Annotated in this window: 18 protein-coding genes, 1 tRNA gene, 1 pseudogene and 1 riboswitch; of the genes and pseudogenes, 5 read left to right on the top strand and 15 right to left on the bottom strand. The window is 73.3% G+C overall.

Annotated features, from left to right (window positions below; translation table 11 throughout):
• Positions 1 to 89: 89 nt before the first annotated feature.
• The 3 genes from ACZ3X1_RS17485 to ACZ3X1_RS17475 are packed head-to-tail and all read left to right on the top strand — an operon-like array spanning position 90 to position 3,864.
• Positions 90 to 1,682: a sugar ABC transporter ATP-binding protein gene (locus ACZ3X1_RS17485; protein ID WP_467280169.1), complete on the top strand. Its 1,593-nt coding sequence runs from the start codon at positions 90 to 92 to the stop codon at positions 1,680 to 1,682.
• Positions 1,679 to 2,701: an ABC transporter permease gene (locus tag ACZ3X1_RS17480; RefSeq protein ID WP_467280168.1), complete on the top strand. Its 1,023-nt coding sequence runs from the start codon at positions 1,679 to 1,681 to the stop codon at positions 2,699 to 2,701. The genes ACZ3X1_RS17485 and ACZ3X1_RS17480 overlap by 4 nt, the downstream gene beginning before the upstream one ends.
• 50 nt (positions 2,702 to 2,751) lie before the next feature.
• Entirely contained in the window at positions 2,752 to 3,864 is a 1,113-nt protein-coding gene (locus tag ACZ3X1_RS17475; protein WP_467280167.1) for a substrate-binding domain-containing protein, read from the top strand.
• 28 nt (positions 3,865 to 3,892) lie between these two features.
• Here the strand turns inward: ACZ3X1_RS17475 and ACZ3X1_RS17470 are convergent, their stop codons facing one another.
• Both ACZ3X1_RS17470 and ACZ3X1_RS17465 read right to left on the bottom strand, forming a co-directional pair.
• Positions 3,893 to 4,804 carry a hypothetical protein gene (locus ACZ3X1_RS17470; RefSeq protein ID WP_390073912.1) on the bottom strand — a complete coding sequence of 304 codons (912 nt, stop codon included), beginning with the start codon at positions 4,802 to 4,804 and terminating at the stop codon, positions 3,893 to 3,895.
• A complete protein-coding gene (locus ACZ3X1_RS17465; RefSeq protein WP_356809940.1) occupies positions 4,801 to 6,213 on the bottom strand; it encodes a phenylacetate--CoA ligase family protein in 1,413 nt (470 codons plus the stop codon). Before ACZ3X1_RS17465 ends, ACZ3X1_RS17470 begins: the two co-directional genes overlap by 4 nt.
• A 398-nt stretch (positions 6,214 to 6,611) precedes the next feature.
• Here ACZ3X1_RS17465 and ACZ3X1_RS17460 point away from each other — a divergent pair, with 398 nt between their 5' ends.
• Positions 6,612 to 7,430 (top strand): IclR family transcriptional regulator, encoded by an 819-nt coding sequence (locus ACZ3X1_RS17460; protein ID WP_356809942.1) that lies wholly within the window; start codon positions 6,612 to 6,614, stop codon positions 7,428 to 7,430.
• Positions 7,431 to 7,558: 128 nt separating this feature from the next.
• On the opposite strand, the gene ACZ3X1_RS17455 is transcribed toward ACZ3X1_RS17460, so the two are convergent.
• From ACZ3X1_RS17455 to ACZ3X1_RS17405, 11 genes and pseudogenes are all read right to left on the bottom strand, one after another.
• Positions 7,559 to 8,131 (bottom strand): GNAT family N-acetyltransferase, encoded by a 573-nt coding sequence (locus tag ACZ3X1_RS17455; RefSeq protein ID WP_467280166.1) that lies wholly within the window; start codon positions 8,129 to 8,131, stop codon positions 7,559 to 7,561.
• Between the two features lie 730 nt (positions 8,132 to 8,861).
• A tRNA-Pro gene (locus ACZ3X1_RS17450) sits at positions 8,862 to 8,935 on the bottom strand.
• A gap of 104 nt (positions 8,936 to 9,039) precedes the next feature.
• Positions 9,040 to 9,402, bottom strand: coding sequence for an MmcQ/YjbR family DNA-binding protein (locus ACZ3X1_RS17445; RefSeq protein WP_362623204.1), 363 nt, complete (start codon positions 9,400 to 9,402; stop codon positions 9,040 to 9,042).
• 78 nt (positions 9,403 to 9,480) lie between these two features.
• Positions 9,481 to 9,780 carry a hypothetical protein gene (locus ACZ3X1_RS17440; RefSeq protein WP_467280165.1) on the bottom strand — a complete coding sequence of 100 codons (300 nt, stop codon included), beginning with the start codon at positions 9,778 to 9,780 and terminating at the stop codon, positions 9,481 to 9,483.
• Positions 9,781 to 9,824: 44 nt separating this feature from the next.
• Positions 9,825 to 10,215: pseudogene (locus tag ACZ3X1_RS17435) on the bottom strand (ATP-binding protein); the annotation flags it as partial.
• On the bottom strand, positions 10,193 to 10,624 hold the full coding sequence (locus ACZ3X1_RS17430) for a DUF742 domain-containing protein (RefSeq protein WP_467280164.1): 432 nt from the start codon (positions 10,622 to 10,624) through the stop codon (positions 10,193 to 10,195). The gene ACZ3X1_RS17430 and the pseudogene ACZ3X1_RS17435, both read right to left, overlap by 23 nt.
• The gene (locus ACZ3X1_RS17425; RefSeq protein ID WP_467280317.1) at positions 10,621 to 11,055 is read right to left on the bottom strand and encodes a roadblock/LC7 domain-containing protein; all 435 of its coding nucleotides are present in this window, start codon (positions 11,053 to 11,055) and stop codon (positions 10,621 to 10,623) included. The genes ACZ3X1_RS17430 and ACZ3X1_RS17425 overlap by 4 nt, the downstream gene beginning before the upstream one ends.
• Before the next feature lie 17 nt (positions 11,056 to 11,072).
• Complete coding sequence (locus ACZ3X1_RS17420; protein WP_467280163.1) at positions 11,073 to 13,406, bottom strand: sensor histidine kinase; 2,334 nt, start codon at positions 13,404 to 13,406, stop codon at positions 11,073 to 11,075.
• A 297-nt stretch (positions 13,407 to 13,703) separates the two neighbouring features.
• Positions 13,704 to 14,945 carry an MBL fold metallo-hydrolase gene (locus ACZ3X1_RS17415; protein WP_467280161.1) on the bottom strand — a complete coding sequence of 414 codons (1,242 nt, stop codon included), beginning with the start codon at positions 14,943 to 14,945 and terminating at the stop codon, positions 13,704 to 13,706.
• Positions 14,946 to 15,090: 145 nt separating this feature from the next.
• Complete coding sequence (locus tag ACZ3X1_RS17410) at positions 15,091 to 15,876, bottom strand: SGNH/GDSL hydrolase family protein (protein ID WP_467280160.1); 786 nt, start codon at positions 15,874 to 15,876, stop codon at positions 15,091 to 15,093.
• Between the two features lie 163 nt (positions 15,877 to 16,039).
• On the bottom strand, positions 16,040 to 17,044 hold the full coding sequence (locus tag ACZ3X1_RS17405; RefSeq protein ID WP_467280159.1) for a M23 family metallopeptidase: 1,005 nt from the start codon (positions 17,042 to 17,044) through the stop codon (positions 16,040 to 16,042).
• A 2-nt stretch (positions 17,045 to 17,046) separates the two neighbouring features.
• Positions 17,047 to 17,229: riboswitch (cyclic di-AMP (ydaO/yuaA leader) on the bottom strand.
• 308 nt (positions 17,230 to 17,537) lie between these two features.
• On the opposite strand from ACZ3X1_RS17405, the gene ACZ3X1_RS17400 reads away from it, so the two are divergent.
• A complete protein-coding gene (locus tag ACZ3X1_RS17400) occupies positions 17,538 to 18,329 on the top strand; it encodes a tyrosine-protein phosphatase (RefSeq protein WP_467280158.1) in 792 nt (263 codons plus the stop codon).
• Positions 18,330 to 18,374: 45 nt separating this feature from the next.
• Here ACZ3X1_RS17400 and ACZ3X1_RS17395 read toward each other — a convergent pair whose 3' ends face one another.
• Together ACZ3X1_RS17395 and hpnH are read right to left on the bottom strand one after the other, a co-directional pair.
• Positions 18,375 to 19,781, bottom strand: a complete 1,407-nt coding sequence (locus ACZ3X1_RS17395; RefSeq protein WP_467280157.1) for an aspartate aminotransferase family protein — start codon at positions 19,779 to 19,781, stop codon at positions 18,375 to 18,377.
• Positions 19,778 to 20,809: an adenosyl-hopene transferase HpnH gene (hpnH, locus tag ACZ3X1_RS17390; protein ID WP_356815730.1), complete on the bottom strand. Its 1,032-nt coding sequence runs from the start codon at positions 20,807 to 20,809 to the stop codon at positions 19,778 to 19,780. Before hpnH ends, ACZ3X1_RS17395 begins: the two co-directional genes overlap by 4 nt.
• Positions 20,810 to 20,813 lie beyond the last annotated feature (4 nt).

Below are 20,813 nucleotides of genomic sequence, written 5' to 3'. Positions count from 1 at the left end.
AATGTCCGGCATGCGGCGATAGCTCCAAGTAGCATCCTGAGTGTTCCGTAACGCAGCATCACCTCCCCCAGGCGGCCCCGGAGAAGTCCGTGCATGACACTCCCGTCACCTCGACGAGCCCGCCCCCGCGCTCCGACGGGGAACCCCTCGTCCGGATACGCGGTCTCAGCAAGCGGTTCGGCGGCACCCTCGCTCTGGACTCGGTCGGCCTCGACCTCCACGGCGGCAGCGTCCTCGCCCTCCTGGGACCCAACGGGGCCGGCAAGTCCACCCTGATCAAGGTGCTCGCGGGGGTGCACCACGCCGACGCGGGCGAGGTGACCGTGGCCGGCCACCCGCTGCCCTCAGAGGCCGCCTCGCGCCACATGTCCTTCATCCACCAGGACCTCGGTCTCGTCGAGTGGATGACGGTCGCCGAGAACATCGCCCTGGGCGCCGGCTACCCGCTGCACCGCGGCCTGATCTCATGGCGGCGGACCCGGGAGCGCTGCGACGGGGCCCTGCGGACCGTCGCCGGGCACCTGGACGCCGACGCGCGCATCGCCGACCTCGCCCCCGCCGAGCGGTCCCTGGTCGCCATCGCCCGCGCGCTGGCGCGCAGCGCCCGGCTCCTCGTCCTCGACGAGCCGACCGCCACCCTCCCCGCCGCCGACTGCGCCCGGCTCTTCGGCGTCCTGCACTCCCTGCGCGACCGGGGGCACGGCATCCTCTACGTCAGCCACCGGCTCGACGAGGTGTACGAGGTCGCCGACACCTTCGCCGTCCTGCGCGACGGCCGCCTCGTCAGCCACGGGCCGCTCGCCCCGTACTCCCCCGCCCGCCTGGTACGGGACATCGTGGGCCACGAACCGGCCCGCCGCCGGCCCGAGCACGCGCCCGGCCCCGCAGCCGCATCCGTTGCCGCCTCCGGCTCCACGGCCGCGGAGCGCCCCGCCGTCCTGAGCCTCGACGGTGTGTCGACCGCCCGCACCGGGCCCGTCGCCCTGGACCTGCGCGAGGGCGAGATCCTCGGCATGGTGGGCCTGACCGGCGCCGGCCACACGCACCTGGGCCGCGCCCTCGCCGGCGCGCTGCCGCTCCTCGGGGGCCGGGCACTGTTGGACGGCCGCCCGTACCGTCCGCACACGGTCGCCGAGGCCCTGCGCTCCGGCGTCGGCTTCGTCGCCGGCAACCGCCAGGAGGAGGGCTGCGCCGCCGATCTGACCGTGCGGGAGAACTTCCTCGCCAATCCGCGGGCCGCCGGTGTGCCCGACTGGCGCTGGACCGGTCCGCGGCGCGAACGCGCCGAAGCCCGCGCCCTGATCGAGCGGTTCTCGGTGCACCCCCGGGACGGCGAGGTGCCCATCGCCACCCTCTCCGGCGGCAATCAGCAGAAGGTGGTCGTCGGCCGGTGGCTGCGGGGGAACCTGCGCCTGCTGATCCTGGAGGAGCCGACCGCCAGCGTGGACGTCGGCGCCAAGGCGGCGATCCACCGCATCCTCGACGAAGCCGTGGCGGCGGGCCTCGCCGTCCTGCTCATCTCCACCGACTTCGGGGAGGTCGCCGACCTCTGCCACCGGGCGCTGGTCTTCGGCCGCGGCGCCGTGGTGGCCGAGCTGGCGGGCGGGACCCTGAACGCCACCGAGCTCACGCGCGCCGCCTCGGCCCTGCCCGCGATCACCGGAAACGGTACGGGCCGGTGATTCGCCGGCGCGCCCACTTCGTCGGCACCTACGGCCTGCTGACCCTGACGCTCCTGCTCTTCCTGGTCTTCTCCCTCGTCCTGCCGGACACCTTCCCGACGATGGACAACGTCTCCTCGATCCTGTCCAACCAGTCGATCCCCGCCATTCTCGCGCTCGGCGTGACGGTCCCCGTCGCGGCCGGCCGGTTCGACCTGTCCATCGGCTACGGCCTGGGCCTGGCGCACGTCATGGTGATGCACCTCATCGTCGACGAGCACTGGCCCTGGCAGTCGGCCTGCCTCACGGTGGTCGCCGGTGGGGCGCTGGCCGGCGTCGTCAACGGCATCATCGTCGAGTTCGCGCGCATCGACTCCCTCATCGCCACGCTGGGCACCGGCAGCATCATGTACGCGGCGACCGGCTGGATCACCGACGGCAGACGGATCGTCCCCGGTCCCGCAGGCCTCCCGGCCGCCTTCACCGGCCTGTACGACTCCAGGTTCCTCGGCCTGCCCCTCCCCGCCTTCTACGTGCTCGCCCTCGTCGCGGTCCTCTGGGTGCTGCTGGAACGGCTGCCGCTCGGCCGGTACCTGTACGTCATCGGCTCCAATCCCCGGGCCGCGGCGATACTCGGCATTCCCACCCACCGCTACTCCGTCGTCGCCTTCGCCGCGTCGGGTCTGATCGTCGGTTTCGCCGGGGTCCTCCTCGCGGCGCAGCAGCAGATCGGCAACCCGAGCGTCGGCCTGGACTACCTGCTGCCCGCGTTCGTCGGCGCCCTGCTCGGTTCCACCGCGATCAAACCGGGCCGTGCCAACGCCCTGGGCACCCTCGTCGCCGTGACCGTCCTCGCCGTGGGACTCGCCGGGATCGGGCAGCTCGGCGCGCAGTTCTGGGCGACCCCGCTGTTCAACGGCGCCACCCTGCTCATCGCCGTCGGCCTGGCCGGCTACTCCGCCCGCCGCCGGCTGCGCGCCGGCGCCACCGCGACCGGAGGGCCCGCACGCGCCCGGCACGGCCGGCAGGACGCCCCTTGAGACCACCCGGCAGCGCACAGAGCGTCAGGAGCACCGTGTACCCCAACCGCATGGCCCTTCTCGCGGCCGCAGCCCTGCTCACGGCGGCCGCCGCCGGATGCGGCGGCGGCACGGCCGGCACCACCGGGCCTTCGGCGGCCGGCTGCCCGGCCGTCCTCCAGGAGGCGCGGGCGGACGTCGGGAAGGCCGAGAGCACCGACAGCAGGTGGACCGGCCCCACGACCGGGCCCGCCGCGGTCCCCGGCAGGAGCATCGTCTACGTCGCGCAGACCATGACCAACCCGGGCGTCGCGGGAGTCGCTGAGGGTCTCCAGCAAGCCGCGAAGGCCATCGGCTGGCAGGTCCGGGTGATCGACGGGGAGGGCAGCCCGGCCGGGATCCAGGCGGCGCTGAGCCAGGCCGTCACGCTCAGGCCGTCGGGCATCGTCATCGGCGGATTCGACCCGCGCCTGACCTCGCAGCAGGTGGCCCGGGCCCGTGCCGCGGACATCCCGCTCATCGGCTGGCACGCGGTCGACGCCCCCGGCCCGAGCACGGACCCGCCGCTCTTCACCAACATCACCACGAAGGTGCAGGACGTGGCGAGGATCAGTGCGGACTGGGTCATCGCCCGGTCCGACGGCGGGGCGGGCGTCGTCCTGTTCACCGACGACTCGATCCCCTTCGCCAGGACGAAGGCCGACCTGATCAAGCGGCGCCTCGCCGACTGCCCCGGCGTGGAACTGCTGGCGTACGAGAACATCCCGATCCCGGACGCGAGCCGGCGCACCCCGCAGGAGGTCTCCTCCCTGCTGTCCCGCTTCGGGAAGAAGTGGACCCACTCGGTCGCCATCAACGACCTCTACTTCGCCGACGCCGCCCCGGCCCTGCGCGCCGCCGGCAGGCCGGGCGGCGGTCCGCCGTCCAACATCGGTGCCGGAGACGGCGATCCGTCCGCCTTCCAGCGCATCAACAGCGGGCAGTACCAGGCCGCCACCGTTCCCGAGCCGCTCTCGCAGCAGGGCTGGCAGATCGTCGACGAGTTCAACCGTGCCTTCGCCGGCCGGCCCGCGAGCGGCTACGTCGCCCCCGTCCACGTGGTCACGGCCGACAACAGCGGCGGGGCCGCCTCCTGGGACCTCCGGGGGTACCAGGAGGCGTACGAGAAGATCTGGCGCGGGTAGCGTCCCGGCCCCCGGTCGTCGTGCCCGTTCAGGCCACCGGCCGGGCCTCGGCGCGTACCGGGGTCCGCCGGGGAGCGTCCGCGCGGTCGCGGCGGAAGACGATGTCGGCCATGCGGCGCTCCGGCCCCCGGCGGCGCAGGACCTGGTAGCCGACGAAGGCGGCCGGGCCGAAGAACACCTGGGCGGGGATGATGCCGGGGGCGTCGCCGGTGGCCGCCGAGATCAGGTGCAGGGCCGCCACGGGCGCCACGGCCCCGAAGAGCACCACCAGGGTGATTCCGGTCCGCAGCCCCGGCTTCCCGTACGCCTTGTAGGCGGTGGTCGTGAAGAGGGCGTAGGCCAGCAGGTCGCCCATGCCGACGACGGCGCCGAGGTCCTCACCGATGCGCAGGCCCGCGGCCGGTGCGTACGGATAGCCCTGGACGGCGTCGGCGAGCTCCTGGGTCAGCGGGACGACCCAGGCGAAGAAGGCGTCGTAGGCGGCGAGGGCGAGCAGGAACCACGCCACGTTCCTCAGCCGCATGCCGCCCTGGACGTTGAGGTTCGTGGCGGAGACGACGACCAGGCCGACGACGCAGCTGTTCGCCACCCAGTACGGCGGCGCGGTCTCGCCGAAGGCCAGGTGCGTGACGAGGACGCTCGCGATCAGCACGGTGATCAGCGCCCAGCGCAGCCGGCCGTTGCCGATGAGGGGCTGGTAGCCCACGGACAGTCCGCCGGCGAAGACCAGGGCGAGCACGACCGGGAGGACGGCGCCCGGCAGTGCGAGGTAGACGTACGGCAGCGCCAGCACGAAGCCCATCATCATGAAGATGTCCCGGCCGTTGAAGACGCCGACGGGCGGCCTCGCCGTACGGACGGCGCGGAAGTAGGCGATGGTGGCGACGACGACCGCGAGGGCCAGGGCCGCGGTGACCGCGAGCTGGAAGAAGACCGTCATGCGTGGCTCCGGGTGAAGGTGTGCTCCAACAGGTCACAGCGGAGGGGGAAGCGGCGCGCGGCCTCCTCGTCGTCCAGCGCCAGGACGGTGACGCCCGCGTCGATGCCCCGGGCCAGCAGCCGCCCGGTCACCTCGGCCGGGGTCGCGGTCCGCGAGGCGACCTCCACGTGGAGGCGGCCGTCGGGCCCGACCTGCGCCCGGTGGCGCAGCGGCCACGGCATGCCCGGGGTGCCGTCCAGGGCCTCCACGACGTCGCGCGGCGTCACGACCGCGTCGGCGGTCCGCAGCAGCGTGCCCGCCTTGCCGAGGATCTGCGAGACGGCGGGCACGGCGGCCAGTTCGCAGTCCGGTTCGCCCTCCAGGGTGCGTACGACGTCGCCGGTGTTGTACCGCAGGACCGGCATGCACTCCCGGTAGGGGTAGTACGGCGTGACGGTCAGCTCCCCGAGCTGTCCGGGGGCGACGGGCTCGCCCGTGTCGAGGCCGAGCACCTCGGTGTACCCCATGTTGGGGTCGATGTGGAGGTGGTGGTGGCTGCAGGTGCGGCCGCCGACGGGCAGCAGTTCGGTCATGCCGAAGTTGTCGCCGACGGTCTCGGCGCCGAAGGTCTCGCGCAGGGCTCGTACGAGGGCCGGCGACACGATCTCGCCGCCGGCGTAGATCGACCGGAGGCCGAAGTCGTCCGGTCCGTAGCCGCGGCGACGCGCCGCGGTGAGCATCCGGGCCAGGTAACTGGGGTTGCCGGTGAGCAGGGTGGGGCGGGTGCCATTGCCGCCGAGGAGGTGCTCGACGGACTCCTCGGGCGGGACCTGGCCGACGACGTGGCAGGAGGCGTTGACAAGGCGACAGACCTCCACGTCCTCCTGCACGGCTGCCGTCGCCCGGGAGCTGAGGTTGATCTGCATCCGGTCGCCGGGGCGGATGTCGCCGCGCAGTACGACGGACAGCGCGATCAGCGCCGGCCAGAGCTCCATCTCGTAGCGGGATAGCCACATCTGGACGGGTCGGCCGGTGGTGCCGGTCGTCTGGGTCGCGAGGTAGGGGGTGCTGCACAGGAAGTCGGCGGGCCGCTCGATCAGGTCGGCCTTGCGGGTGACCGGGATCCGGGTGAGCGTCTGCGTGGTCAGTCCGTCGAGGTCGATGCCGGCGAGCCGCTCCCGGTAGAAGGGCGAACGCTTGGCGAGCCGGCGCACGGTCCGCTGGAGCGCGCGGTTCTGCAGGTCACGGCGCTCGTCCGGGTCGGCGAACGGTCCGTCGGCCAGTTCGTCGACGTCGTCGCCGAGTGAGCCGAACTCCTCGAGCGTGGCGAGAGCGTCGGCGACGAGCCGCTCCACGGCCCGTACGTTCAGCTTCCGGCCGAACACCATGGCCATCGCCACCCGGACCTGCCGGACACCGGTCTCCAGCACGCGTGCCTCCCTAGAACGTGAAGAAAAGGGGTGGGGGCGACATGCCGCCCCCACCCCCCGAATCTGCGTCAGCTGGCAGAGCAAGAACCGAAGAAGACGGCCGTCATGGCACCCATGACGTACTTGAACTGCTTGGCGCTGGTCTTGATCGCGCTCATCGGATCCTCCTTTTGTCGCTCCTGGCGGACGGACGTTCCGCGCCCTGTGAGGGGCCGGTCCGTGCGTCCCTGGGTGACAACACACTGGCGCGATCGAGATGCGCGGGCAATGATCTGGTCCGTTCAACGGACCGGCGGAAGCGGAGGGCGGTACCACCGTTCTTGCTGATGGGCCGGGACGAACGGGGAGTTACGGACACCGTCCGACCGATGGCGTCCGTACGGAAGGGGGTACCGCTCATGGCCAGATCCGGCACTGAGGGGCGGGGTGTACTGGAGGGCGCGTTCGCACTCATGGAGGTGCTCGCGCACGGCGACGAGGTCGGCCTGACCAGGCTGGCGGCGGACGCCGAACTGCCCAAGGCCACGGCGCACCGGCTGCTCGGGCAACTGGTCGCGCTCGGCGCGGTACAGAGCTGTTCGGGCCGCTACCGGCTGGGACCGAGGACGTTCCGGCTGGGGCAGGCGTGGCACCCGGCGCGGGCGCTGCGGGCCGCGTCGGCGCGGCCCTTGCGCGAACTCGCCTCGGCGAGCGGCAGGTTGACTGTCAGCCTGTCGGTTCCCGAGGGGGGCCACGCCATCGTGGTGGGGAGCACGCGCAGCGAGGTGGACGACGTCTTCGCGCTGCATCCCGGGGTCGTACTGCCTCCCGGGAGCGCGGCCGAGCTGGTCCTGACGGCGTCCGCTCCCGAGGCGGGCGCGCCTGCGGGGTGGTCGCGGGCCGCGTGGTCGCGGGAGGCGGCGCGGGCCAGGGAGCAGGGCATGGCCTTCCAGTACGGGCAGTGCGTGAGCGCGCTGTCGTGCGTGGCGGCGCCGGTGTTCTCCGATGCGGGGCAGGTGGTGGCCGCGGTGGCGGCGACCGCGCTGGACGGCAAGCAGATCGCCCCGCTGGGCGAGGCCGTGGTCCGTACGGCGGCGATGGTCAGCGCCAACCTGTCGAGGCTGCCGGCCCCCACGGCGCGGCCGCGCCGCGAGTGGGAGCCCGCCCGGGGTCCGGCGGTCCAGGCCCCGGCCGACCGGGTCCCGCACGCCGTGCTGGCCCCGGCACGGCGGCCCTAGGGAGTGCGTACAGGCGGGGGGCGGCACCCGTCGCCCCCCGCCGCCGGTCGCCCCCCCGCCGCCGCCGGTCGCCCCCCGCCGCTGCCGGTCGCTGCCGGGCCGCCCGTGCGCGCCCGCAGGCGTGGGGCTCAGCGCAGGTCGAGGCGCATCAGGACCCGGGGGTGACCGGCCAGCACCGAGGCGGTTTCGGCGGCGTGCACGAAGCCGGCGCGTTCGAAGTTCTTCCGCAGACCCGCGTACGCCATGGTCAGGTCGGCACGGGCCGTACCGTTGTCGAGGGGGTAGGCCTCGATCGCGGGTGCGCCCTGGGCGCGGGCGAACTCGACCGCGCCGGCGATGAGGGCGTGCGAGATGCCCTTCTTGCGGTGGCCGGGGCGTACCCGGATGCACCACAGCGACCAGACCGGCAGCTCGTCGACGTGCGGGATCGTGCGACTGCGCGCGAAGGAGGTCTCCGCGCGCGGGGCCACGGCCGCCCAGCCGACCGGCTCGTCGCCGTCGTAGGCGATAACTCCGGGAGGGGTGCCGCTGCGGCACAGCTCGGCGACGTACTCGCCCCGCGCCGGGCCGCGCAGTTCGTTGTTGAGCTTGGCCGGGATCCGGTAGCTGAGGCACCAGCAGACGTTGGCCCCGGGGGACTTCGGGCCGAGCAGGGTGCGTACGTCCTCGATGACCGATGCGGGACGAACTTCGATGGTCATGGAACCACAGTGCCACGAGTGACGGCAGACCACCGGCCGACGGGTACGACCGACGGTCACCTTCGAGAGGTCACCCGAGCATGTCCCTGGCAGCTCCCTCTTTCAGCGTGCTGCCTCACCGGTCCCGCCGGTCCTGACCTACCACGTCGCCGACGCCAAGGGCTCCCTCGTCCACAGCGCCGAGGTCCCCGGCGCGAGCGCCGCGCTCAACCCGCCGCCCGCTCCTGCACCCGCCGCTGGACGGTCGACCTCACCGCCGCCACCGTCGACGAACACATCATCGACGACCTCGCCGTCGGGTTCCCCACCCTCAACGAGGACTACCTCGGCGCCGAGAACCGCTACCAGTACGCCATCGCCTTCCCCGACGAGAACGGCCTCGGCCTCCCGACCCCTCGTCCTCGATGCCGCCGGCCCCGACCGCACCGCCACCGTCCACCTCCCGCACCGCGTCGCCGCCGGCCTCCACGGCTCCTGGATCCCCGGCACCCCCACGTCACGGCCCGAGACCGGGCACAACACTCAGGGGCCTGCGACGTGCCACAGCGGGACGGCAGACGTTCGCCGTGTCGTGGGCGTCCTCGCGGGGCAACACCCGGATCACGTCATGGCGGCCGGTCGGCGATTCACGAACATGGTCGGGCCTCGCTGCGCCCCTCGTGGGCCCGGACACACGAAAGGCCGTCCTCCCATGTACGAGAGAACGGCCTCCGACCTGCAAAAAGCAGAGTCGGGACGACAGGATTTGAACCTGCGACCCCTTGACCCCCAGTCAAGTGCGCTACCAAGCTGCGCCACGTCCCGATGCCCGCTGACCTGGGGTTTCCCCGGGCCGAACGCGCATGAGAACGATACCGCATTTCCGTGGGTGGTCGCGCGCGCCTTTCCGCCATCGGTTCGCGGTCAGGTCAGCCGGTGCCCCCGGCCAGCTCCGGGTGGGCCGCAACCAGGCGTTTCGGGGCCGCCTGGAGCCAGGAGTCGATCAGGATGGAGCGCAGTTCGGCCTCGTCCCGCACCGCCGCGAGGCGGACCCGGATCCACGCGTAGTTGTCATCGTGGCCGGCGCGCAGGAAGAACTTCTCCGGTTCCGCCGCGATCAGCTCGGCCCTGTCCTCCTTGGGACACTTCACCCCGATCGAGGTGTCGTCGTCGGCGAGCGCGGCGAAGATCTTCCCGCCCACCCGGAAGGTCGGCATGCCCCATGCCGGTTTTTCGCTGCTGTCCGGGAGGGACAGTGCGACCAGGCGGACGTCCTGCACGGTGGTGGCCATCCCCGGGACTCCTCTCCAGCCTCCTGCTCCGGTGGATCCTCGTCCGACGACCGTAGCCCCCACCACCGACAGGCGTGCTCATGCGCGCCGGTCCTCGCGCTCGTGCAGCAGGGCCACCAGCTCCGCCGCCAGCCCCTTCGCGGTGGCGAGTCCCTCCGTGCCCCACCGCCGCGGCACAACGTCCACCGCGCACACCGTGCCCAGTACGATCCCGCGCCGGAAGACCTGGCGCTCCTCGCCGACGAAGTTCACCCCCGCGTGGGGCGCGCCGAGGACGTCCGCCGCGCGTCGCGCGAAGGCGTCGAGCCCGGTGTCGGCCCGCTCCCCCAGTCCCAGCTCGCGCAGCCGGACGGCCCGCGCGGGCGCCTCCCGGCCCACGGGCGTGAGCAGCAGGCAGGTGACGGACCAGGGCGGCCGGCGTCACCCGTCGCGGAGCTGGTCAGGCGCGTGCCGCACCGTACGACGGGCACCTCGGGCCCGAGGCCCACCGCGTCCCGGACCTCGTCGGGCGTGTAGCGGTGGCATGCGCCGAACTCGTCCACGGCGGCGATGAAGCCGATCCCGCGCCGCTCGAAGAAGTCGACGGCCGGGAAGCAGTCCGCGAGGCGGCGGGTCCGCGATCACCACGGCCCCGAGCGCGCCTGCGGACAATGCAGCGGTCGGCGCCGGCGCCGAGGTCGCTGAGCAGTTCCTCAGGGCTCAGCGGCTCGATCTCGCTCACCGCGCCGCCGAAGGTGGTCTTGCCCGCCCGAAGCCCCCCGCGACCAGGATCTTCAGGGTGACGGGGGCGTCACAGTCGTCGGCGCAGGCCATCGAGCACCGCCAGCAGGAGGGACTGGTCGTCGGCGGCGAACGACCCTCCACCCGGGAACCGGGGCGCCTGCGCCATGACGGCCCCGTACTCCATGAGATCGGACAGCAGCACCTTCACCACCGCGGCGGGGAGCCGCAGCTGCCCCGCCAGCTCGGCGACCGTGACCGCGGCGGCGCCGGCGCACAACCGCAGGGCGAGGGTGTGCTCGGCGCCGAGCGGGACGCGCGGGCGCACCCCGGTCGCGGTCATCCGCGACAGCAGGTCGAGCGCGACGCCCGGTCTGGTCCGGCCGCCGCTGGCGGTGTACGGGCGCATCACCCGCCCCGCCGAGCCGTCGAGCCACGGTGTGTCCCGCCCCTGTCCGTATGCCCCGTACTCCCCGTGCGCCCCCCTGCCGCGGGCCCTCATCGCTCCACGTTCGCGGCGGGCCGCCGGGGTGCGGCCGAGAGGTACGGCCGGACGCTCTTGACCAGCATCGCCATCTCGTAGCCGAGCACGCCGGCGTCGGCCTCCCGGTCGGCGAGGACGGCGAGGCAGGTCCCGGATCCGGCGGCCGAAACGAAGACGAGCGCGGTGTCGAGCTCGACGACGACCTGCCGTACCTCGGCGCCGTCGCCGAAGCGGGCGCCGGCGCTGCGGCCGAGGGAGTAGAGCCCGGAGGCAAGGGCCGCGAGGTGGTCGGCGCTGTCGGGGTCCAGGCCGTGTACGCAGCTCATGAGCCCGTCGGCGGTGAGCAGTACGGCGCTGCGGGTGTACGGCACGCGTTGGACCAGGCCGCTGAGCAGCCAGTCGAGATCCGAGAGCCGGCCGCCGGTCTTCGTCGCCACTTCGCCGCCCATGGTGATGCGCTCCTTCGTCATACCTGGTCCTCCGACTGTGCGAGGCCGAAGCCCCGCCGGAAGGCGGCCATGAGGCCGGGGTCGTGTACGGGTTGCTCGGGGTCGGCGGGAGGCCGCGGTGCGGGCGCTTCGCGCAGCTGGGGCGCGAGGTGCTGCTGGGCCCGACGCCGCGGCAGCACCGGCCTCTCGCCGCCGACGCACTCGTCCCCCGCCCCCTCACCCCGCCGCGTGTCCCGGCCCCAGGCGTCCGCCGCGGGGTCGAGCCCTTGCCCGGCCGCGGACTCGCCCGGCCGTCCGGGCGCCGGTTCGGCCCAAGCCACCGGCCCGGCCACCGCCCCCGTCCCGGACTGCCCCGACGGGTCACCGCCGAGTGCGCCCCACACCGCCTCGGATGCGGTCGATTCGGTCCGCCGTCCCGCCGTCCATCCGCCTGCGGGCGCAGGCGCGGCCTGCGGCCCGGCCTCGAACTCGGCAGCCGGCCCGGCCCCGGGCCCACCCGGCGACCCACCGCCCACCACGTCCCGCAACGCCGCCGCAGGATCAGGCTCCGGCTCGCCCGGCCGGCCGGGCGCCGGTGTGGCCGACGGCTCGGCCGCGGGCGCCGTCCGGGGCAGGACCCCCGGTCCGGCCCACGGTGCCGCCTCGGCGGCCGGCCCCTGCCCGGCCGGCTGCCCGGCCGCAGGCGCAGTCACCTGCGGGCCGGCCTCGAAAGCGGGCCCCGGCCCGGCCTGCCGGTGGGTTTCGGGCTGCTGCCGGGTCCTGGGCTCGGCCGCGGCTCCTGGACGGGCATCCTGCCCGGTACCGGGGCCGGCCGGCGGCCCGCTCGTGGCGGGACCGGCCTCGGGGGCGCCCGACGTCCCCGGCGCGGGGACGGGCCGTCCGGCCGTCGGGTGCCCGGCGCGCGGCTCCGCCCGCGGCCCGGGATCGGGGCTCGGGGCGGGGGCCGTCCGCGGCTCGGTGGGCCGGGCGGGCCAGAAGTCCGGCTGCGGCGAGCCGCCGGGTACGGTCCAGGCGTCCGCCCCCGTCACGGCCCGCCCCGCGTGGGGCTCGGGGCGGGGGGCGGGGATCGTGGGCGGGGCTCCCGCCCGACGCGGCATCGGCATCGGCATCCGCGCCGGCTCCAGCGGCGGCGTCAGCCGCGAGCCCTGGGCCGCCTCCGCGCCCAGCAGCTCCTGCGGCAGCACCAGCACCGCGAGGACGCCGCCGTAGATGTTCGATTTGAGCTCGACGGCGATCCCGTGCCGGCGGGCCAGCGCCGAGACGACGTACAGGCCGATCCGCCCGTCCGCGAGCAGGCTGCGGACGCCGACCTGGTCGGGGTCCCCGAACAGGGCGTTCATCCGGTGCTGTTCCTCGGGCGGCATGCCCAGCCCCCGGTCCTCCACCTCCACCGCGATACCGGCGGTGACCCGCTCGGCGCGCAGCACCACGTCGGTGTCGGGAGGGGAGAACACCGTGGCGTTCTCGACGAGTTCGGCCAGCAGGTGGACGACGTCCGCCACGGCGTGTCCGCGTACGCTGCCGCCCGCCGGCGGCACGACCTTGACCCGGGTGTACTGCTCGACCTCCGCGACCGAGGAGCGCAGCACCTCGCTCAGGTCGATGGGCCGGGTCCACTGGCGGCGGGACGCCGCACCGCCCAGCACCGCGAGGTTCTCGGCGTGGCGGCGGATCCGGGTGGCGAGGTGGTCGACGTGGAAGAGCTCCTTGAGCAGGTCCGGGTCCTCGACCGTGTCCTCCAGGTCGTCCAGCAGCGAGATCTCGCGGTGGACGAGGGAGTGCAGCCGGCGCGCGAGGTTGACGAAGACCTCGACCTTGCGCTCGCTGTCGGACGGGGTGGCCGGTCCGGCGAGCCGTACGAGGGCGGTGTGGGCCTGTTCGCGGGCGCCGCGCAGCTCCTGGGAGAGGAGCCAGAACTCGTCCACGCCGGCCGGGTCGCCGCCGGTGAGCGGCGCGATCGGCCCGCCCCGGACCGGCCGCGGCGGGGCCTCGCCCCGCTCCAGCCGTTCGGCGGCCGTCCGCAGCTCCTGGCGGCCGCGCACGCTGGAGCGGCGCAGGGCCTCGCACCGGTCCCGTACGGCCTTGGCCGCGCGCTGCGCGCCGAGCAGGGCGGCGGCCAGGGCTCCGACCACGAGCAGGGCGCAGCCGGTGAGCACCGGCCAGAGCCGGGCGTCGCGGTCGCCGGCCCCGCCGCCGAGCTGAAGGGTGAAGATCACCGCGGCGGCGCCGCTGAGGGCGGCGGCGAGCGTGGGCAGGAGGGCGGCTCGTACCAGCTGGGGGCTTATCTGCCGGGCGGGACCGGTGACGGCGTGTCTCGACGGGGCGTGGCGGGCGGCGCGGAGTCCGGACATCGGCGTCCTCGGTACGTGGGGCCCGGCCCCCAGCGTTCCCGGGGCCCGGTGTTGATCACCGAATACCCACGCTAGACCTCACCGTCCCGCCCCGGAATGCCAGTTGGCGAACTTCACGGGGCTGCTTCCCGCTCCCGACGGAGCGCTCGCACAGCAGCCCGAATGCGCCGGTCAGGCCGCTGGGGCCGCCCGGCGCCGCCCACGCCCCGCGCCGCCCACGCCCCGGGCCGCCCCCTCCCGGCGCCCGAACGGCGTCGGCCGCCCCCGTGCTGTGGGGCGGCCGGTACCCGCCGCCGGCTACGACCCGACGGACTCCGGCTCCTCCTGCCCGCCGACTGCCGACGACGCCACACGGGCCGCGGTCGCCGCCGCCCCGCCGGCCTCGTGCACGGGCGGCGCCGCGGGCCCGTCGACGGGTCCGCCCGCAGACGCCCCGGCCACGAACGGGCGCCACCACGGTTCGGCGGGCGCGCCCTCGGTTCCGGGTTCGAACGGCTGGCCCGGGATGGGGAGTGCCACGGCCGCTCCGGCCCCCTCTGCGGCGGTCAGGGTGCCCTCGCCGGGCTCGTCCCACGGGTGCGGCGCCAGGTTGAAGGTGCCCCAGTGGATCGGCAGCATCGTGCCGTGCGCGGCGCCGCCCTGGAGGTCGAGGTGGGCGCGCATGCCCTCCTCGGGAGTCATGTGGATGTCGGGCCAGTACTCCGAATACGCCCCGATCTGGATCATCGTGGCGTCGAAGGGGCCGTGCTCGGCGCCGATCTCCGCGAAGCCCGAGAAGTAGCCGGTGTCCCCGCTGTGGTAGATCCGGTGCTCGTCGCCCGCGACCACCCAGGAGGCCCACAGGGTGTGCTGCTGGTTGCGCAGACCGCGGCCGCAGAAGTGCCGGGCGGGGGTCGCCGTGAGGGACAGCCCGTCGATCTTGGTGGTCTCGTTCCAGTCGAGCTCGCGCAGCCGGTCGGCCGGCACCCCCCAGCGCTCGAGGTGCGCGCCGACTCCGAGCGGGACGGCGAAGACCGTGTCCGTACCGGCCAGTGCCTTGATCGTCGGCAGGTCGAGGTGGTCGTAGTGGTCGTGCGAGATGACCACGACGTCGACCTCGCCCAGCGCGGCCAGCGCGACAGGCACCGGGTGCAGCCGCTTGGGGCCGGCGAAGGGGAAGGGGGAGCAGCGATCGCCCCACACGGGGTCGAACAGCACCCGGTGCCCGTCGATCTCCGCGAGCACGCTGGAGTGCCCCATCCAGGTCAGGCGCAGTCCGCTGACCGCCGGCTTCGCCAGGTCCGCGAGGGTCGTGGGGTGCACCGGGATCGGGGCCCCGGGGCTGCGCCGGATCCGCTGCTCGCGGTGGAAGTAGGTCTTCGCGAACTCCGCCATCGACCCCGATGGCCTGCTCCGGGCCCCGACCGGGTTCTGGAAGACGCCGTCGGCGAAGTTCGGCGAGCGGCGGATCCGCTCCAGCCGGGCGCCGGACGGGTCCGCGCCGAAGGCTTCGGGCCGCAGGGCGCGCAGCCGAGGACGGAGGGGACGGGAGCCGGTCAAAGCGCCTCCTGGGAGGGATGGGGTCGGTGCGGTCGCATGGCTACGACCATCCCAACGCGCACCGGCCCCGAAGGATTCCGCTCGCCGCTCCCGCCCCTCGTGTCCTTGTCCCCGTTCCTTGCCCCCGTGCTCTCGTGTGCTGTGGCTACAGCGGCAGCAGGTCCGGCCGCTTCGCCGCGACGTGATCGCCGGAGGACTCGCCGCGCAGCCGGCGGCCGATCCACGGCACCAGGTACTCGCGGGCCCACTGGATGTTGTCGCGGGTCACGTCCACCGACCCGCGCGGGCGCAGCTGCGGCCACGGCTGGTCGGGGTCGGCGGGCACCTCCAGGCCGAGCACCTGGGCGGCGCGCAGTGCGACACGGGTGTGCCCCTCCGGCGAGAGGTGGAGCCGGTCCGCGTCCCAGGCGCGCCGGTCCTGTACGGACTTCAGCGACCAGAGGTCGAGGACCGGGCAGTCGTAGCGGTCGGCGATGGCGCGCACGTGCGCGCTGTACGTCGCGACCTTGCCGCGGAGGTGCTTGAGGACGGGCACCCCCCGGGTGTCGAAGCCCGTGGTGATCATGACGCGGCCGACGGCTCCGGTGAGGTCGGCCACGGCCGCCTCGAACCGCTCCGCCACGTCGTCCGGGTCGCTGCCGGGCCGGATGATGTCGTTGCCGCCCGCGCAGAAGGTGACCAGGTCCGGGGCGAGGGCCTTGGCCCTCGGCACCTGGTCCGCCACGATCTGGTCGAGGAGCTTCCCGCGCACCGCGAGGTTCGCGTACCGGAAGTCGTGCTCGTCGCGCTGATCGGCCAGGAGCACGGCGAGCCGGTCCGCCCAGCCGAGAAAGGAATCCCCAGGCCCCGGGTCCCCCACGCCCTCAGTGAAGCTGTCCCCGATCGCCGCGTACGAGCCGATGGTCTTGAGTTTCGTCGTCGTCGCTGCCACGAGAGCCCATCCTTCACTCCCGCACGCAACCTACGCCAACGTAATGAGGGGTTGACGGCCCGTGATCTCTACCACGCCGGGCATAAGGAATGGGTACACGTGAGGCCGGGACCCCCCTCGGGTCCCGGCCCCACGCGTGTCGGTGCTCCGTCGGCGGGTGCCGTCAGAGGCTGGCGCCCTTCGAGCGGAGGTAGGCGATCGGGTCCATGTCCGAGCCGTAGGACGGGCTCGTGCGGATCTCGAAGTGCAGGTGAGGGCCGGTCGAGTTGCCCGTGGAGCCGGAGAGGCCGATGCTCTGGCCGGCGGTGACGCTCTGGCCGGAGGAGACGGAGAGCTGGGAGAGGTGGGCGTACTGGGAGTACTTGCCGTCCGCGTGGCGGATGACGACCTCGTTGCCGTAGGCGCCGCTCCAGCCGGCGGAGACGACGGTTCCCGCGCCGACGGCCTTGACGCTGGTGCCCATGGCGGCGATGAAGTCGACGCCGGTGTGGTAGCCGGAGGACCACATGGCGCCCGCGACCTTGTACTGGGTGGAGATGCCACCGCCGACCGGGGCCACGAATCCGCCGGCGGCGGGCTGCGCGGCGGGAGCCCCGGCGGGGGCGGCGGGCGCCTCGGGGGCAGAATCCTGCCGCGCCTGCGGGGCGGCGGGTCGCCCGGCAGGCTTCGGCGCCTTCGGGGCCGCCTTCGGGGCCGCCTTCGGGGCCGCCTTCGGCGCGGCCTCGGGGGCGGTGCGCGGGGCGGGGACGGCGTCGGCCGGGGCGGCGGCCTCGCCGCGGCCGCCGAGGGTCAGCTTCAGGCCGGGGTGGATCAGCGACGGGTTGGCGCCGACCGCCTCGCGGTTCTCGGCGTACAGCCGCTGCCAGCCGCCGGAGAGGTTGCGCTCCGCGGCGATCTCGGAGAGGCAGTCGCCCGGGACGACCGTGTAGACGGTCGGCGCGGCCTGCACGGCGGCCGCGGGAGCGGCGGGTGCGGCCTGGAGGGCGGCGGGGGCCTGCGGGGCCACCGCGGGTGCGACGGCCGGGGCCGCCGCCGGAGCGCCGGCCGCGTTGGCGCCGGCGGCACCCATCAGCGGCAGGGCGAGGGCCGCGCCGCCGGTGCCTGCGACCGCGAATCCGCGGGAAATGGAAAGGGACTTGGGACGGCGGTGCTTACCCTTTGCAGGCATGGCGCATTCCTCTCCGGCGCCTACGAGGTGAGCTGTCGGGTTCGGACTGGAGATGTCCGGCCGTACATGTACGGGACATGAACGGCTTCACCCCGAGCCGTACCGGAGAAAAGATCTCCGAAACAGCGGCTTACCTGGTTCCCCCGCTCCTGCCGCGCGAAATGGTTTGGTTGCGGTTTCCGGGCGGCGGCAGGATTCGGCGATCCACCCGGATCGATCGCGAAGGTAATCCCTTGCGGGCACACCGAACAAGCCGCGAATTCCCTGACGGATTCACAGGCATGAGGGACCGCCGGAATTCCGGTCACCCTCCGTCCATTCCGTTCCGCCAACAGCCGCCCCCACCGGGCCATTCGGCTTCGGCGATCAGGCACTCACGGTCACCGTATGATCTGGCTCACGGGGACGCGCCCGATCTCGCCTCCGGTTATGGCAAGTTGGCGCCAAGTAGCTCAATTCGGACAGAGGACACGCGAGAGGCGGAGGAGTTCCCTTGACCCAGCAGATACAGGAGCCGGAGCTGACCGGGGTGCGCAATTTCCGCGATGTGGGCGGATTGCCGACTTCTGATGGACGAACGGTCGGTACGGGACGACTCTTCCGAAGCGGACATCTGGCACATGCCACCGAAACCGATGCAGAGTTTCTCACCTCGCTCGGTCTCCACACCATCTTCGACTTCCGCAACGGCGCCGACCACGCCCTGGAGGGCCCGGACGTCGAACTGCCCGGCGTGCGGAACGTCAACATCCCGCTCTCGGACCCCGCGGACGGCCGGGAGTTCTGGCGACTGGTCCGCGACGGCGACCTCGACCAGCTCCGCTCGATCCTGGGCGACGGCAAGGCGGCGGCCCGGATGTCGCTCTCCTACCGCCGGATCATCCGCGACCGCACGACCGAGCACGGCCGCGTCGTCCGCGCCATCGCCGAGGACAGCGTCCCCGCCCTCCTGCACTGCGCGGCCGGCAAGGACCGGGCGGGCCTCTCCGTCGCCGTCACCCTGCTCGCGCTCGGCGTCGAGCGCGAGGCGATCGTGGCGGACTACCTGGAGTCCAACGCCCCGCACCGCCGCTACCGGGTGCGCCGCAGCTCCGCGTCGGCCGAGGCCCGCTCGCCCGAGGTGATGGAGCTGCTCGCGCCGCTCTTCGACGCCCGCGCCGAATACCTGATCGCCGCCTTCGACACCATCGACGAGGTCTGGGGCGGGGTGGACCGCTACCTGGCGGAGGGCCTCGGACTGACGCCCGAGACCCTCGACCGGCTCCGGGACCGGTTGCTGGTCTGATCAGCCGGCCGGGGGACCGGCGACCGGTACCGGGGAGGCAGGCCGTCAGCGCGCCGCGACGGCCTGCTTCACCAGCGTCCTGCCGAAGTCCCACATCAGACCGGACCCGCCGTGCGCCTCGTCCATGACCTCGCGGAAGGCGCCGACGAACCGGTCGACGTCCTGCTCGGCCAGGACCAGCGGCGGAATCAGTTTGATCACTTCCAGATGGTCCCCGGAGACCTGCGTGAGGATCCGGTGCTTCTGGAGCAGGGGCACCACGACCATCTGCGCGAAGAGGCCCTTGCGGGCCGCCTGGAGCATCGTCCAGCGGCTGCGCAGGCCGAGCGAGGACGGCCGGCCGAACTCGATGCCGATCATCAGCCCGCGCCCCCGCACCTCGTGCAGCAGCTCGTACTCGTCCACCAGGGCGGCGAGCCGTCCGCGCAGCAGCTCGCCCGTCGTCCGGGCGCGGTCCACGAGGTGCTCGTCCTCCATCACGGCCAGCACCGCCAGCCCGGCCGCCATCGCCTGCGCGTTGGAACCGAAGCTCGCGGAGTGCACGAGCACCCGGTCCATGGACGAGTAGACCTTTTTGAAGATCCAGTCCTTGCCCAGGGTCGCGCCGACCGGCACGTAGCCGCCGGACAGCGCCTTGGCCACGCACACCAGGTCGGGCTCCACACCCGGCTCGTGCTGGTACGCGTAGAAGTCCCCGGTGCGTCCCAGTCCGGTCTGCACCTCGTCCGCGATCAGCAGCGCCCCCCGCCGGTGCAGCAGCTCCTGCGCGGCGAGCAGGAAGCCGGGCGGGGCGGCGAGGACCCCCTTGCCCTGGATCGGCTCGACGACGAAGGCGGCGACGTCGCCGCGCCTCAGCTCCCGCTCCAGGGCGGCCAGGTCGCCCAGCGCGACCTTGGTGTCGGGCAGCAGCGGTGCGAAGCCGTCCCGGAACCCGCCCTCGCCGTTGACCGAGAGCGAGCCGGTCGTCAGCCCGTGGAAGGCGTGGTCGCAGTAGAGGATCCTGGGCCGCCCGGTGGCGTACCGGGCGAACTTCAGGGCGGTTTCGACCGCTTCGGTACCGCTGTTGCCGAAGAAGACCCGGTCCAGGTGCGGGCTGTACGAGAGGAGCTTCTCGGCCAGCAGCCCGGGCAGCGGCTGGCAGTCGAAGCGGGTGAGGTCGGCGAGCTGGGCGTCCAGGACGTCGTGCAGGGCCCGGCGGACGACGGGGTGGTGGCGGCCCAGGCCCATCACCCCGAAACCGGCCAGCATGTCGAGGTAGTCGTTGCCGTCCGCGTCCCAGAAGTGGGCGCCCTCGGCCCGCTCGTAGACCTTGTCGAAGCCGATGGTGTGCAGCATCCGGGGCAGTTGGTGGTTGAGGTGGCGGGCGTGCAGCTCGTACCGCTCCGCCCCGCGCGCGGCCAGCAGGGCGCCGAGGTCGAAACCGGCGCCCCGCCCCTCTTCCGCCGGGCTCATGCCGACCTGTCCCGGTTGCCTCCGAGCGTCTCCCGGGCGGCCCGCAGGGATTCCTTGAGGGAGCCCATGGTGGCGAGGACGGCGGTGGGCTCGTAGCCGCAGTGCGCCATGCAGTTCGCGCAGCGCGGGTCCTTACCGCGGCCGTACTTGTTCCAGTCGGTCTCCTCGACGAGTTCCCGGTACGTGGGCACGTAGCCGTCGCTCATCAGGTAGCAGGGGCGCTGCCAGCCGAAGAGGGAGTAGTTCGGAATGGCCCAGGCCGTGCAGGGGAAATCGACCTTTCCTTCAAGGAAGTCCAGGAAGAGCGGGGAGTGGTTGAGCCGCCAGCGCCGCCGGTTGCCGCCCGCGAAGGCCTTCCTGAAGAGTTCGCGGGTCTGGTCGACGCCCAGGAAGTGCTCCTGGTCCGGCGCCTTTTCGTAGGCGTAGGCGGGCGAGATCATCATTTCGTCGACCTGGAGGTCGTCATTGAGGAAGTTGAGCACCTCGATGATCGTCTGCGGGGTGTCGGTGTTGAAGAAGGTGGAGTTCGTGGTCACCCGGAATCCGCGCTTCTTCGCCTCCTTGATGGCTTCGACCGCCTCGTCGAAGACGCCCTCCTTCGCCACCGATTCGTCGTGGCGCTCGCGCAGGCCGTCGATGTGCACCGCGAACGCGAAGTACGGGGAAGGGGTGAACTTCTCGATCTTCTTGCGCAGCAGCATGGCGTTGGTGCAGAGGAACACGTACTTCCGCCGCGCCACCAATTGCCGCACGATCTCGTGGATCTGCGGGTGCATCAAGGGCTCTCCGCCCGCGATGGACACCATGGGCGCACCGGATTCCAGCACGGCGCCGACCGCCTGGGCCACCGGCATGCGCTGCTTGAGCACTCCGGCCGGATGCTGGATCTTCCCGCACCCCTCACAGGCCAGGTTGCACGCGTAGAGGGGCTCCAGCTCGACGATCAGCGGGAACTTCTCACGCTTGCGAAGCTTCTGTTCGAGCAGATAGGTCCCGACCCTGATGGTCTGGCGCAGCGGCATGGCCATCTGG

Source organism: Streptomyces sp. NPDC023541 (assembly GCF_055559995.1).
Note: the sequence above shows the minus strand (reverse complement) of the source record. Positions and strands in the feature narration are given on the sequence as shown.

Excerpts from the sequence above, each read along its gene's own strand:
- ACZ3X1_RS17425 (WP_467280317.1), bottom strand. The coding sequence starts at position 11,055 with ATGGGCGGCGAAGTGGCGACGAAGACCGGCGGCCGGCTCTCGGATCTC.
- ACZ3X1_RS17430 (WP_467280164.1), bottom strand. The coding sequence starts at position 10,624 with ATGAGGGCCCGCGGCAGGGGGGCGCACGGGGAGTACGGGGCATACGGA.
- ACZ3X1_RS17405 (WP_467280159.1), bottom strand. The coding sequence starts at position 17,044 with ATGCCTGCAAAGGGTAAGCACCGCCGTCCCAAGTCCCTTTCCATTTCC.
- ACZ3X1_RS17455 (WP_467280166.1), bottom strand. The coding sequence starts at position 8,131 with ATGACCATCGAAGTTCGTCCCGCATCGGTCATCGAGGACGTACGCACC.
- ACZ3X1_RS17420 (WP_467280163.1), bottom strand. The coding sequence starts at position 13,406 with ATGTCCGGACTCCGCGCCGCCCGCCACGCCCCGTCGAGACACGCCGTC.
- ACZ3X1_RS17395 (WP_467280157.1), bottom strand. The coding sequence starts at position 19,781 with ATGAGCCCGGCGGAAGAGGGGCGGGGCGCCGGTTTCGACCTCGGCGCC.
- ACZ3X1_RS17475 (WP_467280167.1), top strand. The coding sequence starts at position 2,752 with ATGGCCCTTCTCGCGGCCGCAGCCCTGCTCACGGCGGCCGCCGCCGGA.
- hpnH (WP_356815730.1), bottom strand. The coding sequence starts at position 20,809 with ATGGCCATGCCGCTGCGCCAGACCATCAGGGTCGGGACCTATCTGCTC.
- ACZ3X1_RS17460 (WP_356809942.1), top strand. The coding sequence starts at position 6,612 with ATGGCCAGATCCGGCACTGAGGGGCGGGGTGTACTGGAGGGCGCGTTC.
- ACZ3X1_RS17470 (WP_390073912.1), bottom strand. The coding sequence starts at position 4,804 with ATGACGGTCTTCTTCCAGCTCGCGGTCACCGCGGCCCTGGCCCTCGCG.
- ACZ3X1_RS17445 (WP_362623204.1), bottom strand. The coding sequence starts at position 9,402 with ATGGCCACCACCGTGCAGGACGTCCGCCTGGTCGCACTGTCCCTCCCG.